This is a genomic window from Candidatus Baltobacteraceae bacterium (assembly GCA_035502855.1).
Classification (GTDB): Bacteria; Vulcanimicrobiota; Vulcanimicrobiia; order Vulcanimicrobiales; family Vulcanimicrobiaceae; genus Aquilonibacter.
Genome location: DATJTX010000027.1, coordinates 1 through 25,407, shown reverse-complemented (window position 1 = coordinate 25,407; position 25,407 = coordinate 1). Strand labels below are relative to the sequence as shown.

Sequence of the window (25,407 nt, the reverse complement as noted above, 5' to 3'; positions counted from 1 at the left end):
GCCTTATCGGGCAAGGCCAAACGGAATTCCTGGCAGCGCGAAGAACCCGGGGCAAAGCTTACGACGGTCGTGCGGAGGTATCGTGAAAAAACGTCTCAAGGTGGCGGTTACCGGCGCCGCGGGTCAGATCGGCTACCAGCTGATCTTCCGCATCGCCAACGGTGAAATGTTCGGTCCCCAGATCGAGCTCGACCTGCACCTGCTCGAGATCGAGCAGGCCCTGGGCACGCTTCGGGGCACGCTGATGGAGCTCGAGGACTGCGCCTTCCCGCTGCTGCGAAACGTCCAGTACGGCTCAAACTCCGACGCGATGATGCGCGACGTCGATTGGGCGATTCTCGTCGGCGCCGTCCCGCGTAAAGGTGACATGCAGCGTTCCGAGCTGCTGCGCGTCAACGGCAAGATCTTCACCGAGCAGGGGCGCGCGATCGAGAACAACGCTGCCGACGACGTGCGCGTGTTCGTCGTAGGTAACCCATGCAACACGAACTGCCTGATCGCGATGAACAACGCGCCCAGCGTACCGAGGGACCGCTTCTTCGCGATGACGACGCTCGATGAATTGCGGGCTCGCGCCCAGCTCGCGAAAAAAGCCAGCGTCGACGTCTCGGAGATCTCGCAGATGATCATCTGGGGAAATCACTCGGCAACGCAGTTCCCGGATTTCGCGCACGCGAAAATCGGCGGGCGCCCCGTTCCGGAGGTCATCGACGACGAGGAATGGCTCGAGCACAAGTTCATCTCGACCGTGCAGAACCGTGGAACGCAAGTCATTCAGGCTCGCTTGGCATCCTCGGCAGCCTCGGCTGCGCACGCAACCGTGACCGGCGTCTACCGCCTCACGCACGACACGCCCGCCGGTGAAGTCTACTCGGTCGCGCGCTACTCGAACGGAGAGTACGGAATCGATCCGGGCTTGATCTTTTCATATCCCTCGCGCACCGAAAAAGGCGTCTCGCGGATCGTCGAAGGATTCGATTTCGACGCGTTTGGGCGCCGGATGCTCGAGAAGACGCAAGAGGAATTGCGCAAAGAGCGCGACGCGTGTATCGAGTTAGGGCTCATTCCCACCGGCGAGCAGGCGGCGCAAGCCGTCTCCTAGATTCCGCCGACCGGGTTATCTCTCGAGGTTGAAGTCGAGATCGAGCTCGTCCGCGATGCGTTTGAGCCCGTCCCAGACTTTCGCGTGCACCGGAACGCCGTACTGCCGGTGGTATGCCGCTTTGAGGATCTCGGGTTCTCCCGCGACCATGATGCGTTGCGCGCCGCGCGCGACCGCGCTGTCCTTGAAGTAGCGCAGCTCGACGTCCATGTCTTCTTTGAACTCGGCCACGTCGCGGAATCCGTCGACGCGGAACGCGCCGAACCAATGCGAGATCGCGCCCTTCTTCGTTTCGTCGGCAAAAGGCAGCGTCGGACCGAAGCAGCCGCCGGAAAGAACGCCGCACAAAATGTCGGCCAGCAAGCCCAAGCCGTACCCCTTGTGGCCGCCGCCTTCCATGCCGAAACCGCCCAACGGCAAGAGCGCGCCGCGCAGCGCTTCGTCGGGATCGGCAGTCATATTGCCCTGCTCGTCGATCGCCCATCCCGGTTCCAGCTCTTTGTCCTTGCGCTTGTACACCTCGATCTTGCCCTTCGGAACCGTCGTCGTCGCGAAGTCGAGCACGAACGAGGGCTCGTTGCCGGCGGGCACCGCAAACGCAAACGGGTTGGTTCCGAGCGTGACCTCACGCCCGAACGTCGCGGCCGCGTATTTGACGGAGTTCGTCGCCGACATGCCGATCATGTCGTGCTCGAGCGCCATCATCGCATAATATCCGGCAATGCCGTAGTGGTTCGAGTTGCGCACCCCACCAAAAGCTGAACCGAATTCCTGCGCCTTGGCAATGACCGATTCCATTGCCATCTTCGAGACCGGATGGCCCAGGCCGTTATCGGCGTCGAAGACGATCGACGTCTTGCTTTCGCGAACGACGCGATAGTTCGGCTGCGGGTTCAGATGGCCGCTGCGGATACGCGCGACGTAATACGACTCCAAACGCGCGACGCCGTGCGATTCGATGCCGCGCAGGTCCGCCTCCACCAGAACGTCGGCGGTCACTTCCGCGTGAGCACGCGCCACGCCGGACCGCTCGAGCACGTCGACGATAAAATGCTTCAGTTTCTCTTCGGTCGTGAGAAAGTATTTCGAGGTGACGGCGTTACGCAAAAAGAGCCTCCGAGTGTAACCGGGATTCGCGCAGGAGAACGTACGCCCATGCCTGCCTTCCGGTCTACCGGAAAGGTCGGAGCGGTCGGCGAACCGCTCGGCACATGAGGCGGTCGAAATTCTACTGCGTCGCCGACGACGGATCGTTCCGGGTCTGCGCTCGCGGCTTCGACGTCTTGCGCACCCCGCGAATCAACAAGGGCACGGCCTTTACCGAGCGGGAACGCGAGGAGCTTGGTCTGGTTGGACTGCTGCCGCCGGCCGTGCTTACGCTCGACCAGCAGGCCGAGCGCGCCTACGAGCTGTTCGTGAAACAGGCGGATGACCTGGCGAGGAACACCTTTTTGACCGCGATGCGCGATCGCAACGAGACGCTCTTCTTCCATCTCTTGGCCTCGCACCTCGCCGAGATGCTGCCCGTCATCTACACACCGACCGTCGGCCTTGCGATTCAGCAATACAGCCACCAATTCCGTAGACCGCGCGGCGTCTTTCTCTCGATCGACCGGCCCGGCGAAATCGAAAGCGCACTGCGCAACAACGAAGCCGGCGACGAACCGGACGATGTCGATCTCATCGTTGCGACCGACGCGGAAGCGATTCTCGGCATCGGCGACTGGGGCGTCGGCGGCATCGATATCTGCATCGGCAAACTCGCGGTGTATACCGCTGCCGCCGGCATCGATCCGTCGCGCACGATTCCGGTCATGCTCGACGTCGGAACCGACCGGCAGTCGCTGCTCGACGATCCGCTCTATCTCGGCTATCGCAATCGCCGCGTTCGCGGCGAGCGCTACCGCGCGTTCATCGACGCTTACGTCACGACCGCCTTGCGCGTGTATCCCAACGCCCTGCTGCATTGGGAAGACCTCGGGGCAAGCAATGCTCGCTACGTACTCAATGCCTACCGTTCATCGGTCTGCACGTTCAACGACGATATCCAGGGCACGGCATCGATCGTGCTCGCCGCGGTCGCAGCCGCTCTCAAGGTTGTGCGCGGACGGCTACGCGACCAACGCTTCCTCATTTTCGGAGCCGGCACGGCAGGTTGCGGAATCGCCGATCTCATCGTGGAGGCGATGACCGGCGAAGGACTCTCACGCGAGGAAGCCACGCGCCGCTTCTGGTGCGTCGACCGCGACGGCTTGCTGCTCGAGAACATGTCCGCCCTGCGCGACTTCCAGCGACCGTATGCGCGGCCGGCTGACGAAGTCGCAGGCTGGGAACGTGACCCCGAACGCGGCATTACGTTGGCCGAGGTCGTGCGCCGCGTCGAGCCGACGGTTCTGGCCGGCGCGTCCGGCGTCACCGGCGCCTTCGATGAAGCGGTCGTCCGTCAGCTCGCGCGCGGGACGCCTCGTCCCATCATTCTGCCGCTTTCCAATCCGACCGCACTAGCCGAGGCGCAGCCGGCCGACCTGATCGCGTGGAGCGACGGAAAAGCGCTGGTCGCGACCGGAAGTCCGTTCGCGCCCGTGGTCTACGGCGGTTCGACCTACGAAATCGCCCAAGCGAACAACGCCATGATCTTCCCGGGCCTGGGCTTAGGAACGATCGTAACGCGAGCTCAGCTGATCAGCGACGGCATGTTCGTCGCGGCCGCCGCTGCGATCGCCGACATGGTCGACGTCTCGCAGTTGGGAGCCCCGATTCTTCCGCCGATGGAGCGCCTGCGCGAGGTTTCGGCGCGCGTTGCAGCCGCCGTTGCTGCTGCGGCGTTGCGCGAGGGACTCGCGCGCGTCGTTCCGGAGGACGTCGAAAGCGCCATTCATACCGCGATGTGGCAGCCGCGCTACGCCGGCATCGAAGCCGTATGATGACGGGCTACGAGGCGTGCGTCCGGTGCGGGCTTTGTTTACCGGCGTGCCCGACGTATCTGGAGACGATGACCGAGACGTCAGGCCCTCGCGGCCGCATTAGCCTGATCAAGGCCGCCGACGAGGGCGAACTCGATCTGCTCAGCCCGGGTTTCGTCGAGCAGATGTCGCAGTGTCTGGACTGCCGCGCTTGCGAAGCCGTCTGTCCCTCGGGCGTTCCCTATGGCTCGATGCTCGAAGAGATGCGTGCGCGCATCCGACACGCAAGCGCCGCGACCCAGCCGGTGCGCGTTCGCTGGAGCCGGGCGATTCTGCTCGATTGGCTCTTCGCCAGACCCGCGCGCTTGCGCATGGCGGCGTCGATGCTGCGGTTCGCCCAGCATAGTGGTCTTTCCGCGCTGGCCGGATTTTTCGGATTACGCGAACTGGCACGGCTGGCGCCGCCTATTCCCGGCCGGTTTTTCGTGCCGGACGATCAACAGTACACCGTCTCGAACGCCGCCGGCACGGCGATGCTGCACGCGGGATGCGTCATGCACGTCGCCTTCCCGCGCGTGCACGAGGCTACGATTCGCATGCTAAACCGCGCGCGCTTATCGGTCGTGGTTCCGCGCGTCCAGGGCTGTTGCGGCGCGATCGCGGTGCACGCAGGTGACGACGCCTTAGCGCGCGAGCTGGCTCGCGTCAACGTCGCCGCGTTCGAACGCAGCGGCGCGGACGTGTACGTCGTCAACGCTGCCGGTTGCGGCAGTACGCTCAAGGAATACGAACGGCTCCTGCACGACGACCCGGCCTGGCGCGAGCGCGCGGCAGCGTTCGCGGCGCGCGTGCGCGACGTCACCGAAGTCCTCGACGCGATGGAACTGCAGCCACCGCGCGGACGGATCGACGCACGCGTGACCTATCAAGAGCCCTGTCACCTGGTGCACGCGCAACGGGTCAGTGCGGCGCCGCGTAGACTGCTCGCGAAAATTCCCGGACTGCGCCTGATCGAGATGGCCGAGAGCGCGCTATGCTGCGGCAGCGCCGGGATTTACAACCTGACCGAACCCGAGATGGCATCGCGCTTGCAAGCGCGCAAGACAGCCAACATCAAAGCCACCGGTGCCGACATCGTCGCGACCGCGAACCCCGGGTGTGCACTGCAGGTCGCAGCCGGTTTGCGCGAGGCAGGCCTTCGGGCCGAGGTAAAGCACATCGTCGAGCTTCTCGACGAGGCGTACTCTACACCGTAGCCGTTAGCCGCGAGCGATCCGCGACCGCGTCTTCGAGCGTCGCATAGACCGGAAAAACGCGGATCAGACCGGTGATCGTGAGCAAGCGCGCGATCGCACCGTTTCCCACCGCCAATCGAATCGCCCCGCCTTTTTCAATCGCCCGGCGATGGCCGCCGATCAACGCACCAAGGCCCGTCGAGTCGAGATATTCGAGCTTGGTCAAATCGACGATGATATCGTGCTTGTCACCACCCGCCGCTTCGACCAGTGCGGCCCGTACGCTCGGCGAAGTTGCCAAATCCAAGCAACCACGCAACCGATAGATCACGGTTTCGCCGTGATTCTCGGTGGTGATATCGATACTGAGTTGCTCGCCCATCATACCGGTGTTCTTCCTATCTACCCGTGATACTCGCGCCATTGCACGATCGAGTCGCCTTCACGCCGAACGAGCGCGCACCCGGCGCGCGTGCGCCACGTGCCGTCGTTGTTGGTTGCAAACGTATACGAAACCGCAGCGCGATCGCCTTCAACGATCACGTCGTCGATTTCGAATCGCCATGCGGGACCGTCGCGAAAAAAGCGCGCGAAGTGTGCCAAGATCGCATCGCGGCCGAGCAGCGGCTCGCGGCCTGATTCATGGTAAAGGCCCTCTTGAGCGAAGAACGCGCAAGCTCGCAATGCATCGTTTGCTTGCCAGGCGCCGACGAGTTCCTCGATCAGCTCGCGGAATGTCACGAGTCTACCGTTGCCGGTCCCTTGCTAAACCTTTCGCTCCCGTCGTTCCAGCGATAGGCTCGCTCCGGGGTGAGGTGAACGCCGCCGATCCAGCGGTCGATCGGCTGTACGGCAAGCCAGTCCTCGCCGCCGGCAAGAGTCGAACGGCCAAGCGCGGTCAGTTCGAAGGTCTCGTTCTCGATCCGGGCCAGCGGCGCGGGTTCGCTTTGCAAGTCGTGCACGATCGCGGCGAACGCGAGGTCGCCCAAGAACGGCGCTTCTTCGCGCGCCTGTGCGCGCGTGAAGAGTTCGTCGATACGGGCAGGTCCCTGCGCGATCGCCGCGAGGGCTTGGCGCTGCGAGCGCGACAGCCCGTCGCTGCTCCAGGGATACTCCTCGCACAGCCGCCGCAACGCGGCGCGCATGAACGGCAGCCCGGCGGCATCGCGTTGGCTCTGCAGCAGCAGACCGGCGGGATCTTCGGCGCGCAGCGCGTCCCAGGCGAGGTGCGCCGCATCGTAGATCGCGGTGGTGACGGTCCGGCGGCGAGGATAGAGCGCAAGGAGTTCGTCGACGGTCATGCTGCCCAAATATGCGTCGCTCTGCACCACGCTCACCCGGCCCGGTTCGAGTGCAAGCGCGTCCAGCTCGACCAGAATCTGCAGCATTTGAAGTTGGTCGTAAAGATCGTGCTCGAACCAGAGGATGACTTCGCGGAATTCCTCGGCACGATGCAGCACCGCATCACGCGTCGCGAGCTCATGCAACAGCTTGATCGGGTTTCCGAAGTTGCGCGAAGCCAGGTACTCCCCGCGGATTCGGCTCAGCTCCTCGAGCGTGGAGACCGCCGGCACCGGGCCTTCGTGCAGCCCATCGCGCCACGGCAGGTGCGTCCCCACGATGCCGGCCTTCTTGAACAAATACACGACCGTGTCGCCGTTGGTAACGTGCAGCGTAGCGGCTTGCCGCGAACCCATATCGAATGGGCGGTTCATGGCAGGAGTGAAATTTCATCCCGGCAGCCGGCGCGACGAACCCGACGCACGCGACCGCCGGTTCCGGCCAAGCATCGCGCGCCTTCCGCGTGCGGTCGATCTCTCGGCCTGGTGCGGTGAGGTCTATCAGCAGCGCCACATCCAAAGCTGCAGCGCCAACGCGCTCGCCTCGACCTTCACGTTGATCGCGAACCGCGACCGCCGGCCGATTCCGGGCCCCTCTCGCCTCTTCATGTATTTCAACGCGCGCAAAGCCAAGCGCCAGCAGCAAACCGATTGCGGTACGACCCTGCGCACCGCGATCAAGGCAGCCGCGCGCTTCGGCGCGTGCCCCGAACGGATGTGGCGCTACCTCGATGCGAACGTGCTCGCGACGCCGCCGCACCCGTGCTACGCGCACGCGCACGTGCGCCCCGCGTCCTACCGCCGCATCGCGCGCAATCTCGACGATCTCTACGCAGCCCTCGCGCAGCGAAACCCGTTCGTCTTCGGCGTCGAAGCGTACGTGGAGACCTTCAGCGAAGCCGCGCACACGGGCGTGCTGCGCCTGCCGCGCCCGAGCGATCGCCCGATAACCGGACACGCCCTGATCTGCGTCGGCTACGATCGCGCGAAGAAACGATTCCTGGCGCGCAATTCACTTGGGAAGCGCTTCGCCGACGACGGCTTCTTCTGGATACCGGAAGCCTATTTCATCGACCGGTCGCTCACGTTCGATTTCTGGATCGTGAGCGCCATCGCCACCGAAGACTAACGCGCCGGCGGCAAAACCGGGTGATGATCGGGATACGGAGGCGGATAGTAACGCGGCAGCGGATGCTCGCGCAGCATCCGCATCGCGGTTGCGACCGCGGCTTCGAGTTGCGGGTCGTGTCCCTCGCGCACGAGCTTGGGATCCTCTTCCACCTCGACGTTCGGGGAAACGCCGTGGTTCTCGACCTCCCAGTGCCCGTGTAATCCGCCGATCGCGATCCGCGGCGCGGTCACGGAACCGCCGTCCATCAGCGCCGGATATCCGCCGATGCCGACCAGTCCGCCCCAGGTGCGCACACCGACCAGCGGTCCGAGTCCGGCCTTCTTGAAGAGCCAGGGCATCGCATCGCCGCCCGAACCGGCGTACTCGTTGATGATCATGACCTTGGGTCCGAAGACGGCCAGCGGTGGATCGAGATACGGCTCGCCGTCGCGTCCGACGATGATCGCGCGCGGCTTGCGGCTGAGCACGTCGAGCACGTAATCCGCGATTTGTCCGCCGTGATTGTAGCGCTCGTCGAGGATGATGCCCTCTTTGTTCACCTGCGCGAAGAAGTACCGGTTGAAATTCGTGAACCCGCCGTACGCCGTGTCGGGCATATAGACGTAGCCGAGTTTGCCGCCGCTGAGCTTATCGACCAAACGGCGATTGTCTTCGATCCAATTCAGGTTGCGAAGCGCGTGATCGTTGGCCAGCGGCACGACGGTCACGTTGCGCGCACCGGTTCCGTCGGGATTTGGGCCGACCGTGATCGTGGTTTGCTTGCCGGCGGTTTCCTCGAAGTACGCGGAAACCCCGCGATCGGCGTAGATCGGTTTACCGTTGACCGCGAGCAGATACTCACCCACGTGCACGTTGACGCCGGGTTGGGTGAGCGGCGCCAAGAGCGTCGGATTCCAATTCTCGCCGCTGTAGATCCTGGCAAAACGGAAACGGCCGTGATCGACGCTGTAGTCCGCGCCCAAGAGCCCGACCGTGACGTGATCGGTCTGCGGCGGCGCCCCGGCGCGGACGAAGAGATGGCCCACCGAGAGATAGCTGATCATCTCTTGGGTCAGCAAGGTAAAATCGGATCGCGAGGCAAGGCCCGGCACGAACACCGCGAAGCGCTTCTCGGCCGCGGCGAGATCGAGTCCGTGATAGTGCGGATCGTAGTACCAATCACGCTCGATACGCCATGTCTCGCGATACATCTGCGCCCACTCTTCGCGCGGCACGGAATAGACTTCGAGTGCGCTCGTGGCCAGCGTTCCCGTCCCGGCGGGAACCGGTGCCTGCGTCGGAACGATCGCCCATTGCTGCGCAAAGATCCCTCGTCCGAGCAGCATCTTCTTCCCGTCGAACGAGACGTCGAAGGCCGAAACGCCGCTGGCAAACGGTACGACTTTGCGCGAGATGTTGTCGTAGCGCACGATTTCCGCGGTCGGCGGAAGCGGTACGACGCTGGCCAGCGGCACGGCCGCGAGAAAAATCGTATCGGGGCCGGCTGACTCGAGCCCAGCGTAATTGGCTTGTGGAATCGGAAGCGCGACGATGCGCTGATCGATCGCGTCGAAATCGATCGGCGTGAACCTCGGCCGCCTCGCCTCGGGCTTGGCCGGCTGCGCTGCCGTCTTCGGAGGCGCGGGCATCGCCTCGGGTTCGTCGCTCGTGACATGCTCTTCGTCGGTTTGCAGCGCGACCGGCGAGGGATCGGTTTTGTGCAAAACCACCGCATAGACGAAACTGGTCGTCGGGTGCTCGTCGGACTCCATGTCGAGCGTGTACGCCGTGAATCCCGTGTTCGTACTGGCGAGGAAGTACAGGTACTTCCCGTTCTTGTCGAAGGCCGGATTGGTGGAATCGCTCATACCGTCGGTGATCTGGTACTCGTGATGCTCCTGCGTATCGTAGACGTCGATCGCGTGCAGGAAATTCGGCAATTGCTTTTGGTAGGCCAGATAGCGGCTATCGGGTGACCAGACCTCCTCGAACGGGTTCGGCGCGAAATCTTCGTGCAGAATCCCCGCGACCTTGACCGGCTGGGGGTGCGCTTGCGTCAGATCGAGGTAATACAGTCCGCCGTGCTTGTCGGAATAGGCGATCTTCTTACTGTCCGGCGACCACGTCGGGGTGTAATAGAACGACGGATACGGCTCGAGTTTGTACACGCGCTCGGGCTGCAATCCGAGCTGATCCTTCAGACGCAGCGTGTACTCGCCGCTCGCGTCGGAAAAGTATGCGATCCACTTCCCGTCGGGCGACCAGGCCGGATCGCGCTCTTCGATTCCGGGGGTTTGCGTAATGTTACGGACCGAACCGTTCTCGGCCGGCACGGTCAAAATGTCGCCGTGCGCCTCGAACACCGCGCGAACGCCGGTAGGCGAAACCGCGGCGTTCGCTATTCGGCCGGCAACGTTTACCCAGTGCGGGCGAAGGTCGGGCATCTCGTCGGCGATCCTGATATCCACTTTGCGATCGTCGCCGGTTGCCGGATCGTAGAGATGGATCGAATCGAACTTCGAGTAGACGATTTCGCCGTCATTGGCCGACGCCGAGATGACGTCGAAGCCGCGCGGGTTCGGCACCAGTTCCTTGACGTCGTGCGTGCGCAGATCGTAGTCCCAGAGCGTGTAATGCCCGCTGCGATCGGAGACATAGTAGATCTTCTCTCCGATCCACATTGGATAGCGGTCGTTCTCGCCGTTGCGCGGAATCGGCACGACCGACGAATCGCTCATCCGCGCGATCCAGATCGGCGTCGTCTGACCGCCGCGGTAGCCTTGCCAGAACGGCTCCCACTGATTGTTCGGTACGTACGCAAAGTGGGTGCCGTCGGCCGAGAACGAACCTTCGGTCGCATCGGGCAGCGGCAGCATCGTCGCAATGCCGCCGTTCTTCGAAATCTCGTAGGGTTGGGTCGAGTCGTTCGGGCTGTTCCGTCCCGAGACGAAGATGATCTTGCTGCCGTCGGGCGTCCAGCCGATCACGTTGTCCAGCCCGGGATGATAGGTGAGACGCGTCGGTTCGCCGCCCGACGCAGGAACCGTGTAGACGTTCGTGCTGCCGTCATAATTGGAACTGAACGCGATCGTCGAACCGTCGGGTGAGAAATATGGCGAGCCCGACGCGCCGAAGCCGGTCACGACGCGATGCGCCGCGCCGCCGTCGCGCGAGACCGTCCAGATGTCGCCGCCGTAGACGAAGGCGATCTGGGTCCGGCTCACGGTGGGACTCTGCAAAAGCAACGGCGGATCAGCGGCGCGTGCGGGCACAAAAGAAACGCCCAACAGCAATGCCGCGAGTGCGAACGTACGTGCAATCGACATACGCGCGCTTTGCGCTTTTCGGATTAACGTCCCTTTATGTCTCGATTACGGCACCGTCGAGCCGAGTGCGCTTGCAACGGGGCCGCCGTTACCCGCCGTTACCGTGACGCCGTTCACCGTTCCGCCGTAGTTGAAGACCGGCGTCGCATCGGAGCCGCCGTTACCGCCGCCGTCGGATGCACCGGCCCCGCCTGCCGCGGTGCAGCCGCCGGCGCCGCTGTTGAAGGTGACCAGTGTCCCCGCATTCACGAAGATTGCTGGTCCCGCTGCCGCCCCACCGCCGCCACCGCCCGGGGAACCGCCGTTACCCCCAGCGACGGCGGGCGAAAGGCTGCCTCCTGAGGCGCCCACGCCGCTCGTTCCACCTGAACCGTTCGCGGTGCCGCCGCCTTCGCCGCCGCCACCACCTCCGCCGCCGGCGCCGCCGCTCGCCCCGAGTCCGCCGTTCCCGCCGTTTCCCGCGCCGCAAGTGCATGTGTCGCCCGAGCCGCCTTCGCCGCCGCCGCCACCGCCGCCGCCAAAACCACCTAAGCCCCCGTTCCCGCCGTCGGCACCGCTCCCGGCGGCGGAGCCGTACGAGCTGCCACCCGCGCCGCCGCCGCCGCCGCCCGCACCAAAGGCGCCATTCCCGCCGTCGCCGCCGGCAAAGCCGTTCACATCCACAGCCGTCCCCGTCCCGCCCTCGCCTCCGCCGCCGCCGCCGCACCCGCTAGCGGCTCCGCTCTGTCCCTGGCCACCCACTTGCCCGGACGCGGAGGTGCCACCCGTGCTGCCACCGCTGCAGCTATCGAAACCGACACCGCCGTTGCCGCCGGCGGAAACCGTGTTCGCGCCTGCGCCGAGGAGCCCGCCGCCACCGCCGCCGCCACTAGAACCATAGCCGCCGACGCCGGCCAACCCGCCTCCGCCGCTGGCGCCGAAGTTTCCGCCACCGCCACTCGCGGCCTTGCCGCCCGCACCCCCAGTAGCGCTGTCGGCGGAGAAGTAGTCGTTGATCAGACTGACATCGGCGCTCGCGGAGTCGACGAAAAGGCCTGCGCCCAGTCCCGCGCCGCCGCCGCTACCTCCGCCGCCGTTGGTGACGGCTCCGGCACCACCGATTGCCGCAGCGTTTTCGATTTCCAAATTCGCGAGGACGACGGTGCCGCTCTCGGCCCAAAATGCGCGATACAGGTTCTGTCCGTTGATGATCACACTGCCGTACGTTCCACCGTCGATGACCGTGTTCGCTTGGATCGGCGGTAATGGACCCCCGAGTGGGATCGTACATGGCGAACCGCAGTTGAACGTGATCACGCTGCCGGGCGCGGCATTAGCCGCCAAGATCGCGCTGCGCAAGTCCCCCGCGCTACCGGCGCCGGTGCCCGGAGGCGATCCCGGTGTGGCATCGGTCATCGCGGTAACGACGATCGAACTCGTTCCAATCGCGAACGGAATCGTACCGCTCGTTCCGTTGCCCGTCGTGGCGCTCACGTTCTGCGAACCGAACGCCGCGCCGCCGCCGATGACGAAACTCGCCGTCAACGAGGTCGAACTCGTCACGTTCACGCTGCTCACGGTGACGTTGGCACCCGCCGCTATGCTCGTGTTTCCGCTCACGAAGTTCGTGCCGGTTACGGTCTCATTCACGGTATTGCCCGCTACGCCGCTGACCGCGCTTAGCGCGGTGAGCGTCGGTGCGGGGAAATGCACGGCTGCGTTCGCCGTGGTGAATCCGGTTGCACTTGCCGAGATCGTCGGATTCGCATCGAATGCGGCGGTGTAGGTCAGTTCGATCCCGGTGGTCGGCTGCGTGATCGAGGTCTGCGAGAGCGTCGAGTTGCCGCTTGCATCGGAGTTGCTCAGCGCGATCGTGACCGGCGCGCCGCTCGCGTTCACGTATACCCCGGGGCCCACGATCGTGTTGCCGTCGGCATCGAGCGCGTTCACGGTCACGCCGACCGAACCGGCCATGCCCGGCGATACCACATTGCCAATCGCGACGGCGAGCGAGTTCACCACACCGTTGAACGTGACGTTCACGCTGTTGGCCGTATTCGCGACGATCGTTTGCGTGAGAGTGCCGGTCGAAAGCACGTTGCCGCTGCCGTTCGTCGCGTCGTACAGCTCCACGCTGAAGGTGTCACTGCCGACCGGTGCATTCACGGTGCCGCTGCAGGTTGCGGTGCAATTTACCACGACGGGCGTTGCCGATCCGACCACGATCGATGCCGATTGCGTCGACGCAGAAACGTAGTTGGGCACACGCCGTGCCGCTTCACCGCTCGCCGTCGGTACGATGATGGTGAACGCAACGCTGACGATTTGCGCCTTTTGCTGCGTGGGCTGCGGCGCCGGCGTCGTCACCGATTGCACGGGAAGGCCCGGCGTGGTGGCGCCGCCGCCGCATCCGGCGAGCAGCGCGGCGATCGCGACCGCGGCAACGTTGCGCATCACGAACCTCCCGACGGTGGTGGGTGCGAACCCGCGCGATGCCGCGCATGCCGCAAATGCGAGCACGCATAAGGCCATTGCCCGGAGCCCGAAGCGCACCATCATTTTTTCGCTCGCCGTCGGTGATCGCCTGCTCGGATCACACCCGATCGATACGCGGTACGAGTCGTATCGTCGTCGCGATTCTGTGAAAATTTCGAGGCGTTAACGACGCGGGCGCGTTGAGCGGTTAGAGGCGCCGTTCGAGCGCATCGAATCGCGCGTCGCCGCGTGCGATCCAGCGATGAATGCCTCTGATCTCGCCTTCGATCGACGTGACCCGGGCCTCGAGCCGATCGAAGCGCGCGTCGACCTGGGCAAAGCGTGTGTCGATCTGGGCAAAGCGCGCGTCGACCTGGGCGAAGCGTGCGTCGACCTGGGCGAACCCCTGGGACATCGCGCCGTGCATGTCGAGGATGGCATTCATCAGATCCGCCGGCGTCGGTTCACGCTCCATGAGGGCATTCTACCACGCGATTGTTGCCGCCATGCTGCCAGCGCGCTTCGAAGCGATGAGTGCGCGAGCTTTGCGTCGGCAGAGCCGCGGCGACTTTAGCCCGACTACGCCGTCGATGCCACGCTCCCGGACGGGAGGCCGGCCGAGCGGGCCGCTCGCGCATTCAAGGCCATAGCCAGTGCCGTGACCGTCGATGTCGAGACGCAGTCCAGATTCAAGATGTTGGGGAAGCAGTCGGGCGTGCACGCAGGGTACAGGTAGCCGTAGAGTCGCGGGTTCACGAGCAGTCCCAACATGAGGATCGGAGGAAAGCCGGCGGCTGCTTCGGCTGCGGTCTGCGTCAGCGTCCACGCCAGCAAAAAGCACGCAGCCTTCCCGTCGGGTTTATTCGCCTTCATCTTTGAAAGCTGATCGGTGGCCATCTGACCGATGTTGTCCGTGTTGGAATACTGGTCGAAGATGGGATACTGGCACTGCGGATAAAACCCCTGACCGGCAAAACGTCCGAGCCCGACCTTCCCATCCCCCGGATCGACCCGCACGACGACCGCCGCCTTCCCGGTGCCGATGAAATCCTTGAGCTTTAACGTGGTGAGGTCGACGTCCGCAGGTTTGGCGATGAAGAGTACCGCTTCTAGTTCGTCGCGCACGAGCGCGAGCAATCGATCCCATTCCTCCTGGGTGAACACCCGATACCGGTCGTTCGCCACGTCGGTGTTAAACTCGTGCGAGAGGTGCAGAACCACCAGTTCTTTGTGCTTTGCGGTGTAGTCGCGGACGGCGGAAAGGACTTGGGCCATCGATTCGCCGTTGGCGCCCTGCCACGAATTGAGGAGTTTGACATAGCCGTAGTGTCCCGTGAAGTACTGACCGCCGCTGATGACCGGACGGATGTCGAAATAACGCACCCCGAGTTCGAGCTGATTGCGAATGGAATGCGTCTGCGTGCAACAGTTCGCGGCGGTGCCGAAGAACGTATGAGCATTCAGCACGCTCATTCCCGCATCATGGGAGCCCGGCATGCAGAGGCGCCGCAGCGTGAGATCTCCCAAGATGGCCAGGTTGTTCTGCATCCAGGACGTGGGAACGGTATTCGAAATGAAGTCGTCGCCGGCGCTCGCCAGAACGAAAGTCACGTCGCCGTTGTATCCCCATCCCAGGTCGAGCGTCGCCCCGCGCGGAGTGCCTTGCGTTGCGAGATTCTCGAAATAGATACGCACGTCGTACTTTCCATCCCTGACGCTCGCTTGAACCTGGAACGTATGCCCGGTATCACCGATCGCGTAGGTGACCTCGCCCACGTCGTCACGCCACTCGTGCAGAAGTCGCTCGTCCCACTCGACATAGATTCTCGGCGCGGTTCCCGCCGCGATGGCCTGCGGAAACTCCCAGGCCGCCATTTGGTATGAGTTCTGATGCGTTCTGCGCCAGTCGTGGGTCGTGCCGTTGACCAATGTTATCGAACCACCCGTTCCCATTGAATGCTCCTTTCACCACGTGATGATCACGTAGCCGTTGCCGCTCTGTGTGCCGGATTGTGTCGTCACGTTCGTCGCGGTTGAAATGTAGAACGACGATCCGGCCCCTCCGCCGGCGCTGCCCTCGGTGATGCCGCCGCCTCCGCCTCCACCGCCGTAGTAGCCGCCGCCGCCGCCGCCGCCGCCCACGACGAGGTTGGCGCTATCAGCGGTTCCGCCGGCGCCGCCCGCACCGGCCGAGCCTGCGCTACCGCGCGCGCCTCCACCGCCGCCGCCGTTTTGTCCGCCGCCCCCGCCTGCGCTCTGCGTGCCGCCACCCCCACCACCGGCAGCAGTGGCACACAGATCTCCCGGGGTCTGGCCAGCAGTACCGTCCGGGTAGCCACCGTTACCGCCGCCGTCGGTGCAACCGGGGTCGCCAATCCCCCCCCCGCCTCCGCCGCCGGCAACGACAAGTTGCGTACTTCCCTCGGTAACGCTGGAAGCGCCGCCGCCGCCACCGCCACCGCCTTCGGCTTCGACGGAGCCGGTAGCACTGCCGCCCACCGCACCGCCGTTGTAGCCGCCCGCGGCTCCGGAACCGCTACTGCTCGTGCCGCCGGCGCCGCCCACCAAGACGTCCAACATGCCGGCCGTTACAGCCAGGGTTGCGGTAACCGAGCCGCCCTCGCCACCCGCGCCGGGGGAACCGCCGGTCGAGCAAACGCAGGCCGTCCCCCCTTGGGCGCCTGCCGCGGTGATCGTCACGTTGGTCACGCCGCTGGGCAGCGTAATGGACTGCGATGCGCCGGTGTAGACGAAACTTGTATACGCGAGCGATGCGGCTTGGCTCTGTCCCGCGCCGTCGCTCAGGGTCGCCGTACATGTGCCGGCGCTCGGCGAAGCAACAACCGATGCCGTAAACGACGTCCCGCTCGACGGCGCGACGGTCGCGATGCTCGCACATCCGCTCCCCGTGGCTACGGTTAGCGTCTTGTCGTACGGAGCGTTGGTCCACCCGACTTCGGAGGCGCTGAACGTCGCCGATGAACCCGTGCCGCTCGTTGCGTACAAATCGATGCCGGCATACGCGGGGTTTTGCGTATCGTTCGTTGTCACGACGATCGGCTGCAGCGTCGGCGTGAAGCTCGTTGTACTCGTTGTAATGCCGGCGGCGGACCCGCCGATCGTGGATGACGTGATCGCCAAGCCGGTGTAGGTCAGCGTGATCCCGCTCGTCGGTTGCGTCAGCGATGTTTGCGAGAGCGCCGTTGCCCCGGACGGATCGGAATCCGAGAGAGCGATCGTTAGCGGCTTGTCGCTCGCGTTGACGTACACGCCGGGCCCGACGATCGTGTTCCCGTCAGCGTCGAGCGCGTTGACGCTGACCGGAATCAACGCCGGCGTGCCGGCGGTGCCGCTTGCACCGAGCACGATGCTCAGCGACGCGACGACACCGTTGAAGGTGACGTTCACGCTATTGGCCGTGTTCGCGACGATCGTTTGCGTCAATGCTCCGGTCGAGAGCACGTTGCCCGTGCCGTTGGTCGCGTCGTAGAGGTTCACGGTAAACGTATCGCTGCCGACCGGCGCGCTCACCGTCCCACTGCACGTCGCCGTGCAGTTCACGGTGGTCGGCATTGCGCTGCCGACCGCGATCGATGCCGATTTCGTCGACGCTGAAACGTAGTTCGGCACGCGACGCGCGCTCGCGCCGCTCGCCGTCGGCACGATGATGTTGAACGAAACCTTCACGCTTTGCGGCGACTGTTGCGTAGGCTGCGGCGCGGGCGACGCGACGGATTGCACGGGAAGGCTCGGCGTGGAGCCGCCACCGCCGCAGCCGGCGAGCAGTGCGACGAGCGCAACCGATGCAAGATTGCGCATTAGGAACCGCTCGCGCCCGCGGCCGTGAATGCCATACTTGCGGACGAAAGGACCACCGTTCCCGGCGGCGGCGTTGGCCCCGGAATCAACCCGCGTGACGCCGCGCATGCCGCGAGAACCAGCACGGATAAGGCGAACGCCGGAAGCGCGTAGCGCACTGTCATTGCTTATTATGTGGGAGGCTGAGACTCGTGCGGCAATCTGCTAGCTAGCAGGGTGCCCCACGCTAGCCCCCCGAAGTCGGCCTGACGATGCATGTGTCGGAGCGCGACGTGCACGCCGTCTCGCGGATCTGGAGCGAGCTCGCCGACTTTCCCGCATCCGACATCGATGCGGCACTAGCCCACGCGCTGCGGGAACTTACCCGGACGATCGGAGCGACCAACGGATTTTGGGTTGCGGCCCGACGGGACGCTGAAGCCTCGCGCATCACCGACCCGCGCGCGTGGCGTATCGTTGCGACCGCGCAACTCGATTCTTCCGCTGAGCGCCGCGGCCGTGTGGCCGAACAAGCCGCGCGCTTCGCGGCTGGAGACGTCGACCCGCAAACGCAAGCGATCCTTGCGCACGCCGGGCGCACTCGCGCTTTCCTGCGCCCCGAGCTCGTCGACGATCACGAGTGGGAAAACTCGTGGCTCTACAATGAAATTCTGCGTCCACTGGCCGTCGGCGACCGTCTCCTCGGCTCACACACGATCGATACGCGACACGAGTCGTACATCGGGCTCGAACGGGGCATCAACGCTCGACCCTTCGGTGAGCGTGAGCGCGATGTATTGAATCTTTTTCTCCTCGGCGCCGGCGCCTTTCATCGCGAGGCGATGCGGGCGTTCGCGCCCGCGTGTTCGCTTACGCCGCGCGAGCACGAGGTGCTGTGTCTTCTTCTCACCGGGATGGCCGAGCGTGAAATCGCGTGGCAGCTCTCGTTGACACCACGCACGACACATCAATACGTCGTCGCGATTTTACGAAAATTCGGCCTCCACGGCCGCGTCGAGCTCATGGCCCACTTCCTCCGCGCGCAATGAGTCAAGCTCTCGGCCGGCCTCTTGATACGGAAATTTCATGTATCATCGGATTGCTATGCCGAAGATTCTCATGATTGTGACCGGGCACTCGCGCATCGATGCCGAGCACCCGACCGGGCTCTGGCTCGAGGAGTACAGCATCCCGTGGCACGCGTTTCGCGAGGCCGGCTTCGAGATCGTGACCGCGACGCCGCACGGCGGCCACGCACCGATCGATCCGCGCAGTCTCGAGGGCGCCGATCCGAACGATCTCGCGCGCAAGGACCTCGAGCAGACCGTAACCTTGCGCGAAGCGGGCGATGCAACCGACCACGACGCCGTCTTTATCCCCGGCGGACACGGTACGATGTTCGATCTTGCCACCTTCGATCCGCTGAAGACGTTGCTCAGCGAGTTCGACGCGCAGGGAAAGATCATCGCGGCGGTTTGCCATGGACCGGCGGCGTTCGTCGATGCGATTCGGACCGGTGAAGCGGCAACGCTCGTCGCCGGAAAGACGATCACGTGCTTCACCGACGAGGAAGAACGTGCCGTCAAACTCGATAAGGTGGATTACCGGTCAGAACCCGCAATCCAGGGCGAGCACGGCCAAAGCCGTCATCGAGGCGTTAAAAACGCGGGTGCGGTGACCGGCTAGAGGCGCCCTTCGAGCGCATCGAACCGCGCGTCGCTGCGTGCGATCCAGCGATGAATGCCTCTGATCTCGCCTTCGATCGACGTGACCCGCACCTCGAGCCGCTCGAACCGCGCGTCGACCTGGGCAAAGCGCGCGTCGACTTGGGCGAATCCCTGGAACATCGCGCCGTGCATGTCGAGGATGGCATTCATCAGATCCGCCGCCGTCGGTTCACGCTCCATGAGGGTTAAAGGCGCCGTTCGAGCGCATCGAACCGCGCGTCGCTGCGTGCGATCCAATGATGAATGCCTCTGATCTCGCCTTCGATCGAAGTAACCCGCGCCTCGAGCCGACCGAACCGCGCGTCGACCTGGGCGAACCCCTGGGACATCGCTCCGTGCATGTCGAGGATCGCGTTCATCAGATCCGCCGGCGTCGGTTCACGCTCCATGAGGGCATTCTACCACGCTATTGTTGCCGCTATGCTGCCTGCGCGCTGCGAAGCGATGAGTGCGCGAGCTTTGCGTCAGCAAAGCCGCGACGACTTTAGCCCGACAAAGCCGTCCCCGGCTTTGTCGGATAAAGTCCCTGGGGTGGCTGGATTCGAACCAACGAATGGCGGATTCAAAGTCCGCTGCCTTACCGCTTGGCGACACCCCACCGGTTTTCGCTTCGCGAAAATCGCGACATCCTGTCGCTCCGGTTGTGTCGCCGCTTCGTGCGGCGACCCCATTGCGGAGCAACGGCCCTCAATACTACTTTCGGACCGAGGTCCCTGTCATACGCGCGACCCATGGCACGTCGAAAAGTTCGGCACGAGCCGCGCGCCGGCTATAGCGTATCGCAAGCACGAGCCATACGACGAAGAGCCCGAGATCGAGCAGGATGGCGAGACCGTAAATCCAGAGGGTGGCAACCACGTCGCCGACGACCAGGCTGAGCACGAGCGGCCACAGCAACGCGGCAAGCCCGATGGCCGTCGACAGAATGCCGAACCAAAGGGCTTGCCGCAAGTGGAACCGATACCAGGCCGATGCCTCCGGCCGCGGTGTCACCGCTTCGAGGAGCGCCAGCGGCCATGCGAGGTAGGCCAGCGATGCGCTGCGCGCTTCCGCGTCGGCGCGTTCGGTCGGTGTGTTAATTTATCTCGTTGCGAGCAGATGTTTTTGCTTCGCGCTGATGAAGCGCTTGGCGCCGATGAACCGATTCGCCCAATACGCGTCGTGCAGGCTCGAGACCATCACTCCTTCGCTCGCGGCGTGGACGAACTTTCCGTGGCCAAGATAAATGCCCACGTGCGAAGCGCCGGGGGCGTAGGTCTGAAAGAACACCAGATCGCCCGGCCGCATGCCGCCCACGATGCGCTGCCCGGCGTCGAACTGCGCGTCGGCGGTTCGCGGCAGGCTGATCCCGAGCATCGCGAAGACGTGCTGCACGTACCCGGAGCAATCGAAGCCGCTCGAGGTCGTGCCGCCGAAAACGTATGGGACGCCGAGGAATTTCAGGGCGCTGCGGGTGAGCTCGGTCGCGATCCGTGAGGTCCGCGCCAGCACGCCGCCCGCAAAGGAACGAAACTCGGCGTTCTTGGCGCCGTGCTCGGACTTGGTGACGACGATCAGGTGGGACGTCCATTCCGCGACGTCGGGGCTGGTTGGGGCCGAATCGAAGGCCCTGGTTTTTGCGGGACCTGGGGTCGCGGCGCCAGCAGTGGCAAACGACCCGGTGAGCAACAGGGCAAAAGCCCCGATAGCTAACGCTTGACGCAAGAGACGCTCCTCTTTCACGACACTTGCGAGGTTAGTTGACGGGTTCGGACGGGAAAGATCGCCCTAGGACCGGACCGGCCCATTCACCCCTAATCCCGGGAAAGTCCCCCGCTCCGGCTGCCATCGCCGGATTCAGTGTTCTTGTGCAGGCGTAGGGACCGCAGGCTATGCCCACGGCTTGGGCCTTTTGGTTTACCGCGAGGCGACCATCTCCTGCCCCTCTTTTTCTCAGGCTTTACAAAACGGCGGCAGCTTGCTCGATGCGCCGAGCCAAGTCCCCGGCGATCCGCTCGATCGTCTCGCGATCGTCCCCCTCGGCCATGACCCGGATCAACGGCTCGGTTCCGGAGGGCCGAATCAGGAGCCGGCCGGTGCCGGCCAGCGCGCTTTCCGCCCGGACGATTGCCTCACGCACCTCTTGCACGTCGAGCACGCCCTTGTGCGGCGTACGCACGTTGACCAGGACCTGCGGTGCGACGACGACCTCGCGCACGAGATCGTGCAACCGCACGTTCTTCTCGCACATAATACCGAAGAGCGTCACCGCCGTCATCGGTCCGTCGCCGGTCGTATTACGGCGCAGGTCGATCACGTGTCCCGATTGCTCGCCGCCGAGCACGAAACCGCCGGCCTGCATGCGTTCGAGTACGTAGCGATCGCCAACCGCCGTGCGGATCAGCGTCAATCCTACCCGCGCGAGCGCACGCTCGAATCCGATATTGCTCATCACCGTCCCGACGATCGTATCGTGCGTGAGCTCGCCGCGCTCGTGCAACAAACGTCCGATCGCGTACATCACGTGATCGCCGGAAACGATCGCGCCGCTCTCGTCGACGAAGAGCGCACGATCGGCATCACCGTCGAACGCGACGCCGACCACGGGCCGATCGTTCCGCGCTCGTGCCCGCTCGACTTCGGCCTGCAGCGGACCCAGGTGCGTGGCACCGCACTCGACGTTGATCCGCGCACCGTCGTTGTCGCAATTGATTTCGATCACGTCGGCGCCGAGTTTGCGCAGCGCATACGGCGCGATGGCGTACGCTGCTCCGAACGCGCCGTCCACCACGATCCGCATGCCGCCCAGATCGACGCCCGTTTCGTAGAGTTCGTCGTAATAGTGCTTGCCGAGGTTTTGAGCGATCCGTGCAACCCCGACGCCTGCTCCGGTGGGACGCGGCAGATCGTCGCGTTCCATAAGGGACTCGATCTCGTGTTCGAGATCGTCGGAAAGCTTGAATCCGTCGGGGCCGAAGAATTTGATTCCGTTGTCGGCGATCGGATTGTGTGAGGCGCTGATCATCACGCCCGCCGCCGCCTCCTCCGCCAGGGTGATGCGCGCAACGGCCGGTGTCGGCACGATTCCGACTTGCAGCACGTCGCGTCCAACCGAGGTAATGCCCGCCACGATTGCAGCCTCGAGCATCGTTCCGGACAGCCGTGTGTCGCGGCCGACGATCACCGGCCGGTGCCGTTCGCTCTCGTGCGCCAGCGCCGTTGCGCCGGCCCGTCCGATCGCAAAGGCGAGCTCCGGCGTCAAATCGTCGTTCGCGACGCCGCGCACGCCATCCGTGCCGAAGTGCGCCCTCACGGATTGCGTTCGCTCGCGCCCTGCACGAAGTCGACGCGCACGCGAATCAAATCGGGGGAGACGTTGAGCTCGGCGACTTCCGATCCGCTCGCGTCGACGGGGATTGGGCGGACCATCTCGTCGATCGCCTGAGGTGTCTGCGGTATCGGGACGTCGACACGAATCGAGCTGACCTGCGAGAGCTGGTCCTGCGGGCCCTGGACGACCACTTGTGCCGGCGTTAGCTGGGAGCTATTGACCACGACGTGCGTCTGCGGCGCTCCGCTGTAATGAAAGGAGAGCGCGAAACTGCGCTGATCGATCTTTTCAACCGTCAGGCTCACCGAGGCCGGGCTCAAACTCTGTACCACCACGTTCGGCGCGACCAATTCCACCGGCACGTTGTAGACGCCCGCCCCCTTGCCCGAAAGATCGAGGACCGCCTTGATCTCGTCGGGCTTGACCGCCGGTCCGGCGCGGCGGGTATCGACGGTGACGACGGCCTCCTTGTCGGTATATCGTGCGACGTATCCGGCCGGAAGGTTCGCCGCGACGATCGGAACGGAGAGCTGCTGATCGAAACGTGCCGCCAAAACCGGATTGCTGGCATACCGGAAATACGCCCAGCCGACGATGGCCAGGGCGAGGGAGAGGAGCTTAAGTCCGAAGTTCTTTCGGATGATCTGCACGGACGTTTCCCTTGTCTTTTGGCGGTGCGAGCCGTGAGCGCAATTGCGAGATGACGTCGTTGCGCACAAAGCGGCGGCGTTCGCGCGGCGGACGCGTTACGGCGAGCAGCACCTTGATCAGACGCGTCTCCTCCTCGATCGGCCGCGAGAGCCTTCCTTCGCGCGCGATGCAGATCGCGCCGCTCTCCTCGGAAATCACGATGACGACCGCATCGGTCTGCTCGGTCAGACCCAGCGCCGCACGATGGCGCGTGCCCACCCGGCGTTCCGAGAGACGCTGCTCGGCAAGCGGCAAGAAGCAGCCGGCGGCCTCGACGAGGTTCCCCCGCACGATCAGTGCGCCGTCGTGCAACGGCGAACGCGGCATGAAGAGCGCGAGCACGAGCTCGGCGGAGAGCTCGGCGTTGAGCACGGTTCCGCTCTCCACGAATTCTTTGAGGCCGCTCTGTTGCTCGATCACGATTAACCCGCCGAGCTTGTTGCGCGAGAGCAGGAATGCCGCGTGCGCGAGCGTCGTGATCGATTTGTCCTCGCGCCGCATCCAGTCGGTCGTTTCTTCGCCGATGTGCAGCAAGCCGCCGCGCCCGATCTGCTCGAGCGCGCGCCGCAGCTCCGGCTGAAAGACGATCGGAATCGTGACGGCGGCGCCGACGAGCGCGAACTGGAGAATCGCGCCGAGCAGATATAAGTGCATCAGGTTGGCCAAGCCGAGCAGGCCGGCCAGCACCAGCAAGCCGGTCAGCATTTGCACCGCTCGCGTCCCGCGGATCAGCAGAAGCACGTAGTAGATGAGCACGCTGGTCGCGACGATGTCGACGACATCGGTGATGCCGACATAACCGAACAGCGCGTTAATCCAGGACACGATGCACCTCGAGCGCTTCTTCGAGCACGCGATCCGGGGTGATCTCCGGCGCGTGCAAACCGCTGGCGGCGATTGCCGTCCACCAACGCAGCGGAAGCGGCGTGAGCAGCGCATTGACGCGGCGCGCGTGAAAGCGGTTGATTTCGATATCGACCAAACCGAGCACGACCTCAAGAGCCGATCGGTCCATATCCCATTCCACGATCACGCCGGCGCCGTGTGCTTCGCAGGCGAGAACGCCGTCGGGGCGCCCCGGACCGCCCAGCGCATGGAGCAGCAGCGGCAAGGCTTCGGGGACGCTGGGGTAAACTGCAAGGGCGATGATGGGTCGCTCGAAGATCACCGCCCCCGTCGCCTCGCGGATCGCGGCCGCACACGCATCGCCGGCGCGCTCGACCAAACCATACGTCCGCCCGCATGCCGGGAAGTGGACCCACGAGACCTGCGCCCCATGGCCGGCAGCGATCGATTCGATCGTCGCACGCTCGGCATCGTCGGGAATGGGTTGAACTCGCAGGGTGAAGCCGGACACGATAACACGGTTCTCCTAATGTGATGAACGGCCTACATCGCGCATTGGTTGTATCCACGGGAAAAAACGTGGCGTGGATCTGTCTGGATTCCGAAACGCAGCCGCGCCTCGCGCAGCTGCGTCGTCAGAGCGGTAAACGCTCCATGCCGGTGCCCGGTGACGTGGTTCACGTCCGCATTTTGGAAGACGACCGGACGGTTGTCGACCGGATCGAACCGCGCAGCTTCCGACTCGAGCGCCGTACCGTCGAAGGCCGCAGCAAAACGATCGCGGCCAACGTCGACATGCTGGTCACGGTCACCGCGTTAGCCGATCCGGCACCGCGGCTGATTACTTTGGACCAATTACTGGCATTCGCCGAACTCGAATCAATCGAAGCCATGGTGGTACTGACAAAACCCGACCTCGCCGATCCCGGCATCACGCGCGAGCTGCACGATCTCTACTCGAGACTCGGATATCCGAGCCTGATCGTAAACCCAAAGGAAGGCGCGAACGTCCCGGCCTTGCGCCGAGCCCTCGAGGGCCGTCACGCGCTGCTTTGCGGGAACTCCGGCGTCGGGAAAAGCTCGATCTTCCGCGCGCTCGGCGGCCAGGCGAGTGTCGGGAACGTCTCGCGGCACGGCATGGGCCGCCAGACCACGACCGCGGCGCGCCTCTACCGCCTGCCCGCCGGCTTCCTTATAGATAGCCCGGGCGTCAACGAATTCGGGCTCGGCCGGGTCGCTCCGGCCGAGCTGGTCGAGGGCTTCCGCGAGATGCGCCGGCCGGCGACCACCTGCCGCTTTTCCGATTGCACCCACCTGCGCGAGCCGGACTGCGGTGTAAAGGCGGCCGTGGCCGCCGGAGGGATCGCCGAAAGCCGCTACAGCAGCTACGAACGCATGCTCATCGAGAGCGGCACGGCTTCGGGGCGAGTCGCGCCATAAAGCCTTCTTACCTGGGAGCTGATTATCGCGCCCCATTACTTCTTACCGTGGCGGCGGCTTGGGCTGCATGTCTGCGAGCCCCTCCCGGTGTGAAGGGCTGCTGGAGAGCGGCCCGGATGCGGGGG

24 protein-coding genes, 1 tRNA gene and 1 riboswitch are annotated in these 25,407 nt (G+C 64.5%); of the genes, 7 read left to right on the top strand and 18 right to left on the bottom strand.

The window, feature by feature from the left end; translation table 11 throughout:
* Positions 1-82 precede the first annotated feature (82 nt).
* Entirely contained in the window at positions 83-1,102 is a 1,020-nt protein-coding gene (locus VMF11_11350) for a malate dehydrogenase (GenBank protein ID HTU70902.1), read from the top strand.
* Between the two features lie 15 nt (positions 1,103-1,117).
* Here VMF11_11350 and VMF11_11345 read toward each other — a convergent pair whose 3' ends face one another.
* Positions 1,118-2,209: an Ldh family oxidoreductase gene (locus tag VMF11_11345; protein ID HTU70901.1), complete on the bottom strand. Its 1,092-nt coding sequence runs from the start codon at positions 2,207-2,209 to the stop codon at positions 1,118-1,120.
* A 104-nt stretch (positions 2,210-2,313) separates the two neighbouring features.
* On the opposite strand from VMF11_11345, the gene VMF11_11340 reads away from it, so the two are divergent.
* Both VMF11_11340 and VMF11_11335 read left to right on the top strand, forming a co-directional pair.
* The gene (locus VMF11_11340) at positions 2,314-4,026 is read left to right on the top strand and encodes an NAD-dependent malic enzyme (protein ID HTU70900.1); all 1,713 of its coding nucleotides are present in this window, start codon (positions 2,314-2,316) and stop codon (positions 4,024-4,026) included.
* Complete coding sequence (locus VMF11_11335; protein HTU70899.1) at positions 4,023-5,261, top strand: (Fe-S)-binding protein; 1,239 nt, start codon at positions 4,023-4,025, stop codon at positions 5,259-5,261. Before VMF11_11340 ends, VMF11_11335 begins: the two co-directional genes overlap by 4 nt.
* Here the strand turns inward: VMF11_11335 and VMF11_11330 are convergent.
* From VMF11_11330 to VMF11_11320, 3 genes are read right to left on the bottom strand one after another with little or no spacing between them, the layout of a single operon-like run.
* Positions 5,251-5,625 carry an STAS domain-containing protein gene (locus VMF11_11330; protein HTU70898.1) on the bottom strand — a complete coding sequence of 125 codons (375 nt, stop codon included), beginning with the start codon at positions 5,623-5,625 and terminating at the stop codon, positions 5,251-5,253. The two genes, VMF11_11335 and VMF11_11330, sit on opposite strands and share 11 nt — an antisense overlap.
* Before the next feature lie 17 nt (positions 5,626-5,642).
* Complete coding sequence (locus VMF11_11325) at positions 5,643-5,981, bottom strand: nuclear transport factor 2 family protein (GenBank protein ID HTU70897.1); 339 nt, start codon at positions 5,979-5,981, stop codon at positions 5,643-5,645.
* Entirely contained in the window at positions 5,978-6,955 is a 978-nt protein-coding gene (locus VMF11_11320; protein ID HTU70896.1) for a hypothetical protein, read from the bottom strand. The genes VMF11_11325 and VMF11_11320 overlap by 4 nt, the downstream gene beginning before the upstream one ends.
* Between VMF11_11320 and VMF11_11315 the strand changes: the two genes are divergently transcribed.
* On the top strand, positions 6,954-7,709 hold the full coding sequence (locus tag VMF11_11315) for a C1 family peptidase (protein ID HTU70895.1): 756 nt from the start codon (positions 6,954-6,956) through the stop codon (positions 7,707-7,709). The genes VMF11_11320 and VMF11_11315 overlap by 2 nt on opposite strands.
* Here VMF11_11315 and VMF11_11310 read toward each other — a convergent pair.
* From VMF11_11310 to VMF11_11290, 5 genes are all read right to left on the bottom strand, one after another.
* A complete protein-coding gene (locus VMF11_11310; GenBank protein ID HTU70894.1) occupies positions 7,706-11,017 on the bottom strand; it encodes a PDZ domain-containing protein in 3,312 nt (1,103 codons plus the stop codon). The genes VMF11_11315 and VMF11_11310 overlap by 4 nt on opposite strands.
* A gap of 45 nt (positions 11,018-11,062) precedes the next feature.
* Positions 11,063-13,516 carry a hypothetical protein gene (locus VMF11_11305; protein HTU70893.1) on the bottom strand — a complete coding sequence of 818 codons (2,454 nt, stop codon included), beginning with the start codon at positions 13,514-13,516 and terminating at the stop codon, positions 11,063-11,065.
* 163 nt (positions 13,517-13,679) lie between these two features.
* Positions 13,680-13,946, bottom strand: coding sequence for a hypothetical protein (locus tag VMF11_11300; GenBank protein ID HTU70892.1), 267 nt, complete (start codon positions 13,944-13,946; stop codon positions 13,680-13,682).
* A 104-nt stretch (positions 13,947-14,050) separates the two neighbouring features.
* Entirely contained in the window at positions 14,051-15,424 is a 1,374-nt protein-coding gene (locus tag VMF11_11295) for a hypothetical protein (GenBank protein HTU70891.1), read from the bottom strand.
* A gap of 12 nt (positions 15,425-15,436) precedes the next feature.
* Complete coding sequence (locus VMF11_11290; GenBank protein ID HTU70890.1) at positions 15,437-17,290, bottom strand: hypothetical protein; 1,854 nt, start codon at positions 17,288-17,290, stop codon at positions 15,437-15,439.
* A 251-nt stretch (positions 17,291-17,541) separates the two neighbouring features.
* On the opposite strand from VMF11_11290, the gene VMF11_11285 reads away from it, so the two are divergent.
* A complete protein-coding gene (locus VMF11_11285; protein HTU70889.1) occupies positions 17,542-18,318 on the top strand; it encodes a helix-turn-helix transcriptional regulator in 777 nt (258 codons plus the stop codon).
* 55 nt (positions 18,319-18,373) lie between these two features.
* Positions 18,374-18,955, top strand: coding sequence for a type 1 glutamine amidotransferase domain-containing protein (locus tag VMF11_11280; GenBank protein ID HTU70888.1), 582 nt, complete (start codon positions 18,374-18,376; stop codon positions 18,953-18,955).
* Here the strand turns inward: VMF11_11280 and VMF11_11275 are convergent.
* The 9 genes from VMF11_11275 to VMF11_11235 form a co-directional block, all read right to left on the bottom strand.
* Entirely contained in the window at positions 18,952-19,176 is a 225-nt protein-coding gene (locus VMF11_11275; protein ID HTU70887.1) for a hypothetical protein, read from the bottom strand. The two genes, VMF11_11280 and VMF11_11275, sit on opposite strands and share 4 nt — an antisense overlap.
* Positions 19,177-19,181: 5 nt before the next feature.
* A complete protein-coding gene (locus VMF11_11270) occupies positions 19,182-19,385 on the bottom strand; it encodes a hypothetical protein (protein ID HTU70886.1) in 204 nt (67 codons plus the stop codon).
* 137 nt (positions 19,386-19,522) lie between these two features.
* A tRNA-Gln gene (locus VMF11_11265) sits at positions 19,523-19,594 on the bottom strand.
* 95 nt (positions 19,595-19,689) lie between these two features.
* A complete protein-coding gene (locus tag VMF11_11260) occupies positions 19,690-19,947 on the bottom strand; it encodes a hypothetical protein (GenBank protein HTU70885.1) in 258 nt (85 codons plus the stop codon).
* Positions 19,948-20,076: 129 nt separating this feature from the next.
* On the bottom strand, positions 20,077-20,700 hold the full coding sequence (locus VMF11_11255; protein ID HTU70884.1) for a C40 family peptidase: 624 nt from the start codon (positions 20,698-20,700) through the stop codon (positions 20,077-20,079).
* Between the two features lie 4 nt (positions 20,701-20,704).
* Positions 20,705-20,848: riboswitch (cyclic di-AMP (ydaO/yuaA leader) on the bottom strand.
* 87 nt (positions 20,849-20,935) lie between these two features.
* On the bottom strand, positions 20,936-22,288 hold the full coding sequence (glmM, locus tag VMF11_11250) for a phosphoglucosamine mutase (GenBank protein ID HTU70883.1): 1,353 nt from the start codon (positions 22,286-22,288) through the stop codon (positions 20,936-20,938).
* The gene (locus tag VMF11_11245) at positions 22,285-22,956 is read right to left on the bottom strand and encodes a hypothetical protein (protein HTU70882.1); all 672 of its coding nucleotides are present in this window, start codon (positions 22,954-22,956) and stop codon (positions 22,285-22,287) included. The genes glmM and VMF11_11245 overlap by 4 nt, the downstream gene beginning before the upstream one ends.
* Positions 22,925-23,821, bottom strand: coding sequence for a diadenylate cyclase CdaA (gene cdaA, locus VMF11_11240; GenBank protein HTU70881.1), 897 nt, complete (start codon positions 23,819-23,821; stop codon positions 22,925-22,927). Before cdaA ends, VMF11_11245 begins: the two co-directional genes overlap by 32 nt.
* On the bottom strand, positions 23,808-24,353 hold the full coding sequence (locus VMF11_11235) for a hypothetical protein (GenBank protein ID HTU70880.1): 546 nt from the start codon (positions 24,351-24,353) through the stop codon (positions 23,808-23,810). The genes cdaA and VMF11_11235 overlap by 14 nt, the downstream gene beginning before the upstream one ends.
* A gap of 68 nt (positions 24,354-24,421) precedes the next feature.
* Here VMF11_11235 and rsgA point away from each other — a divergent pair, with 68 nt between their 5' ends.
* Positions 24,422-25,282, top strand: a complete 861-nt coding sequence (gene rsgA / locus VMF11_11230) for a ribosome small subunit-dependent GTPase A (protein ID HTU70879.1) — start codon at positions 24,422-24,424, stop codon at positions 25,280-25,282.
* The last annotated feature ends 125 nt before the right edge of the window (positions 25,283-25,407 follow it).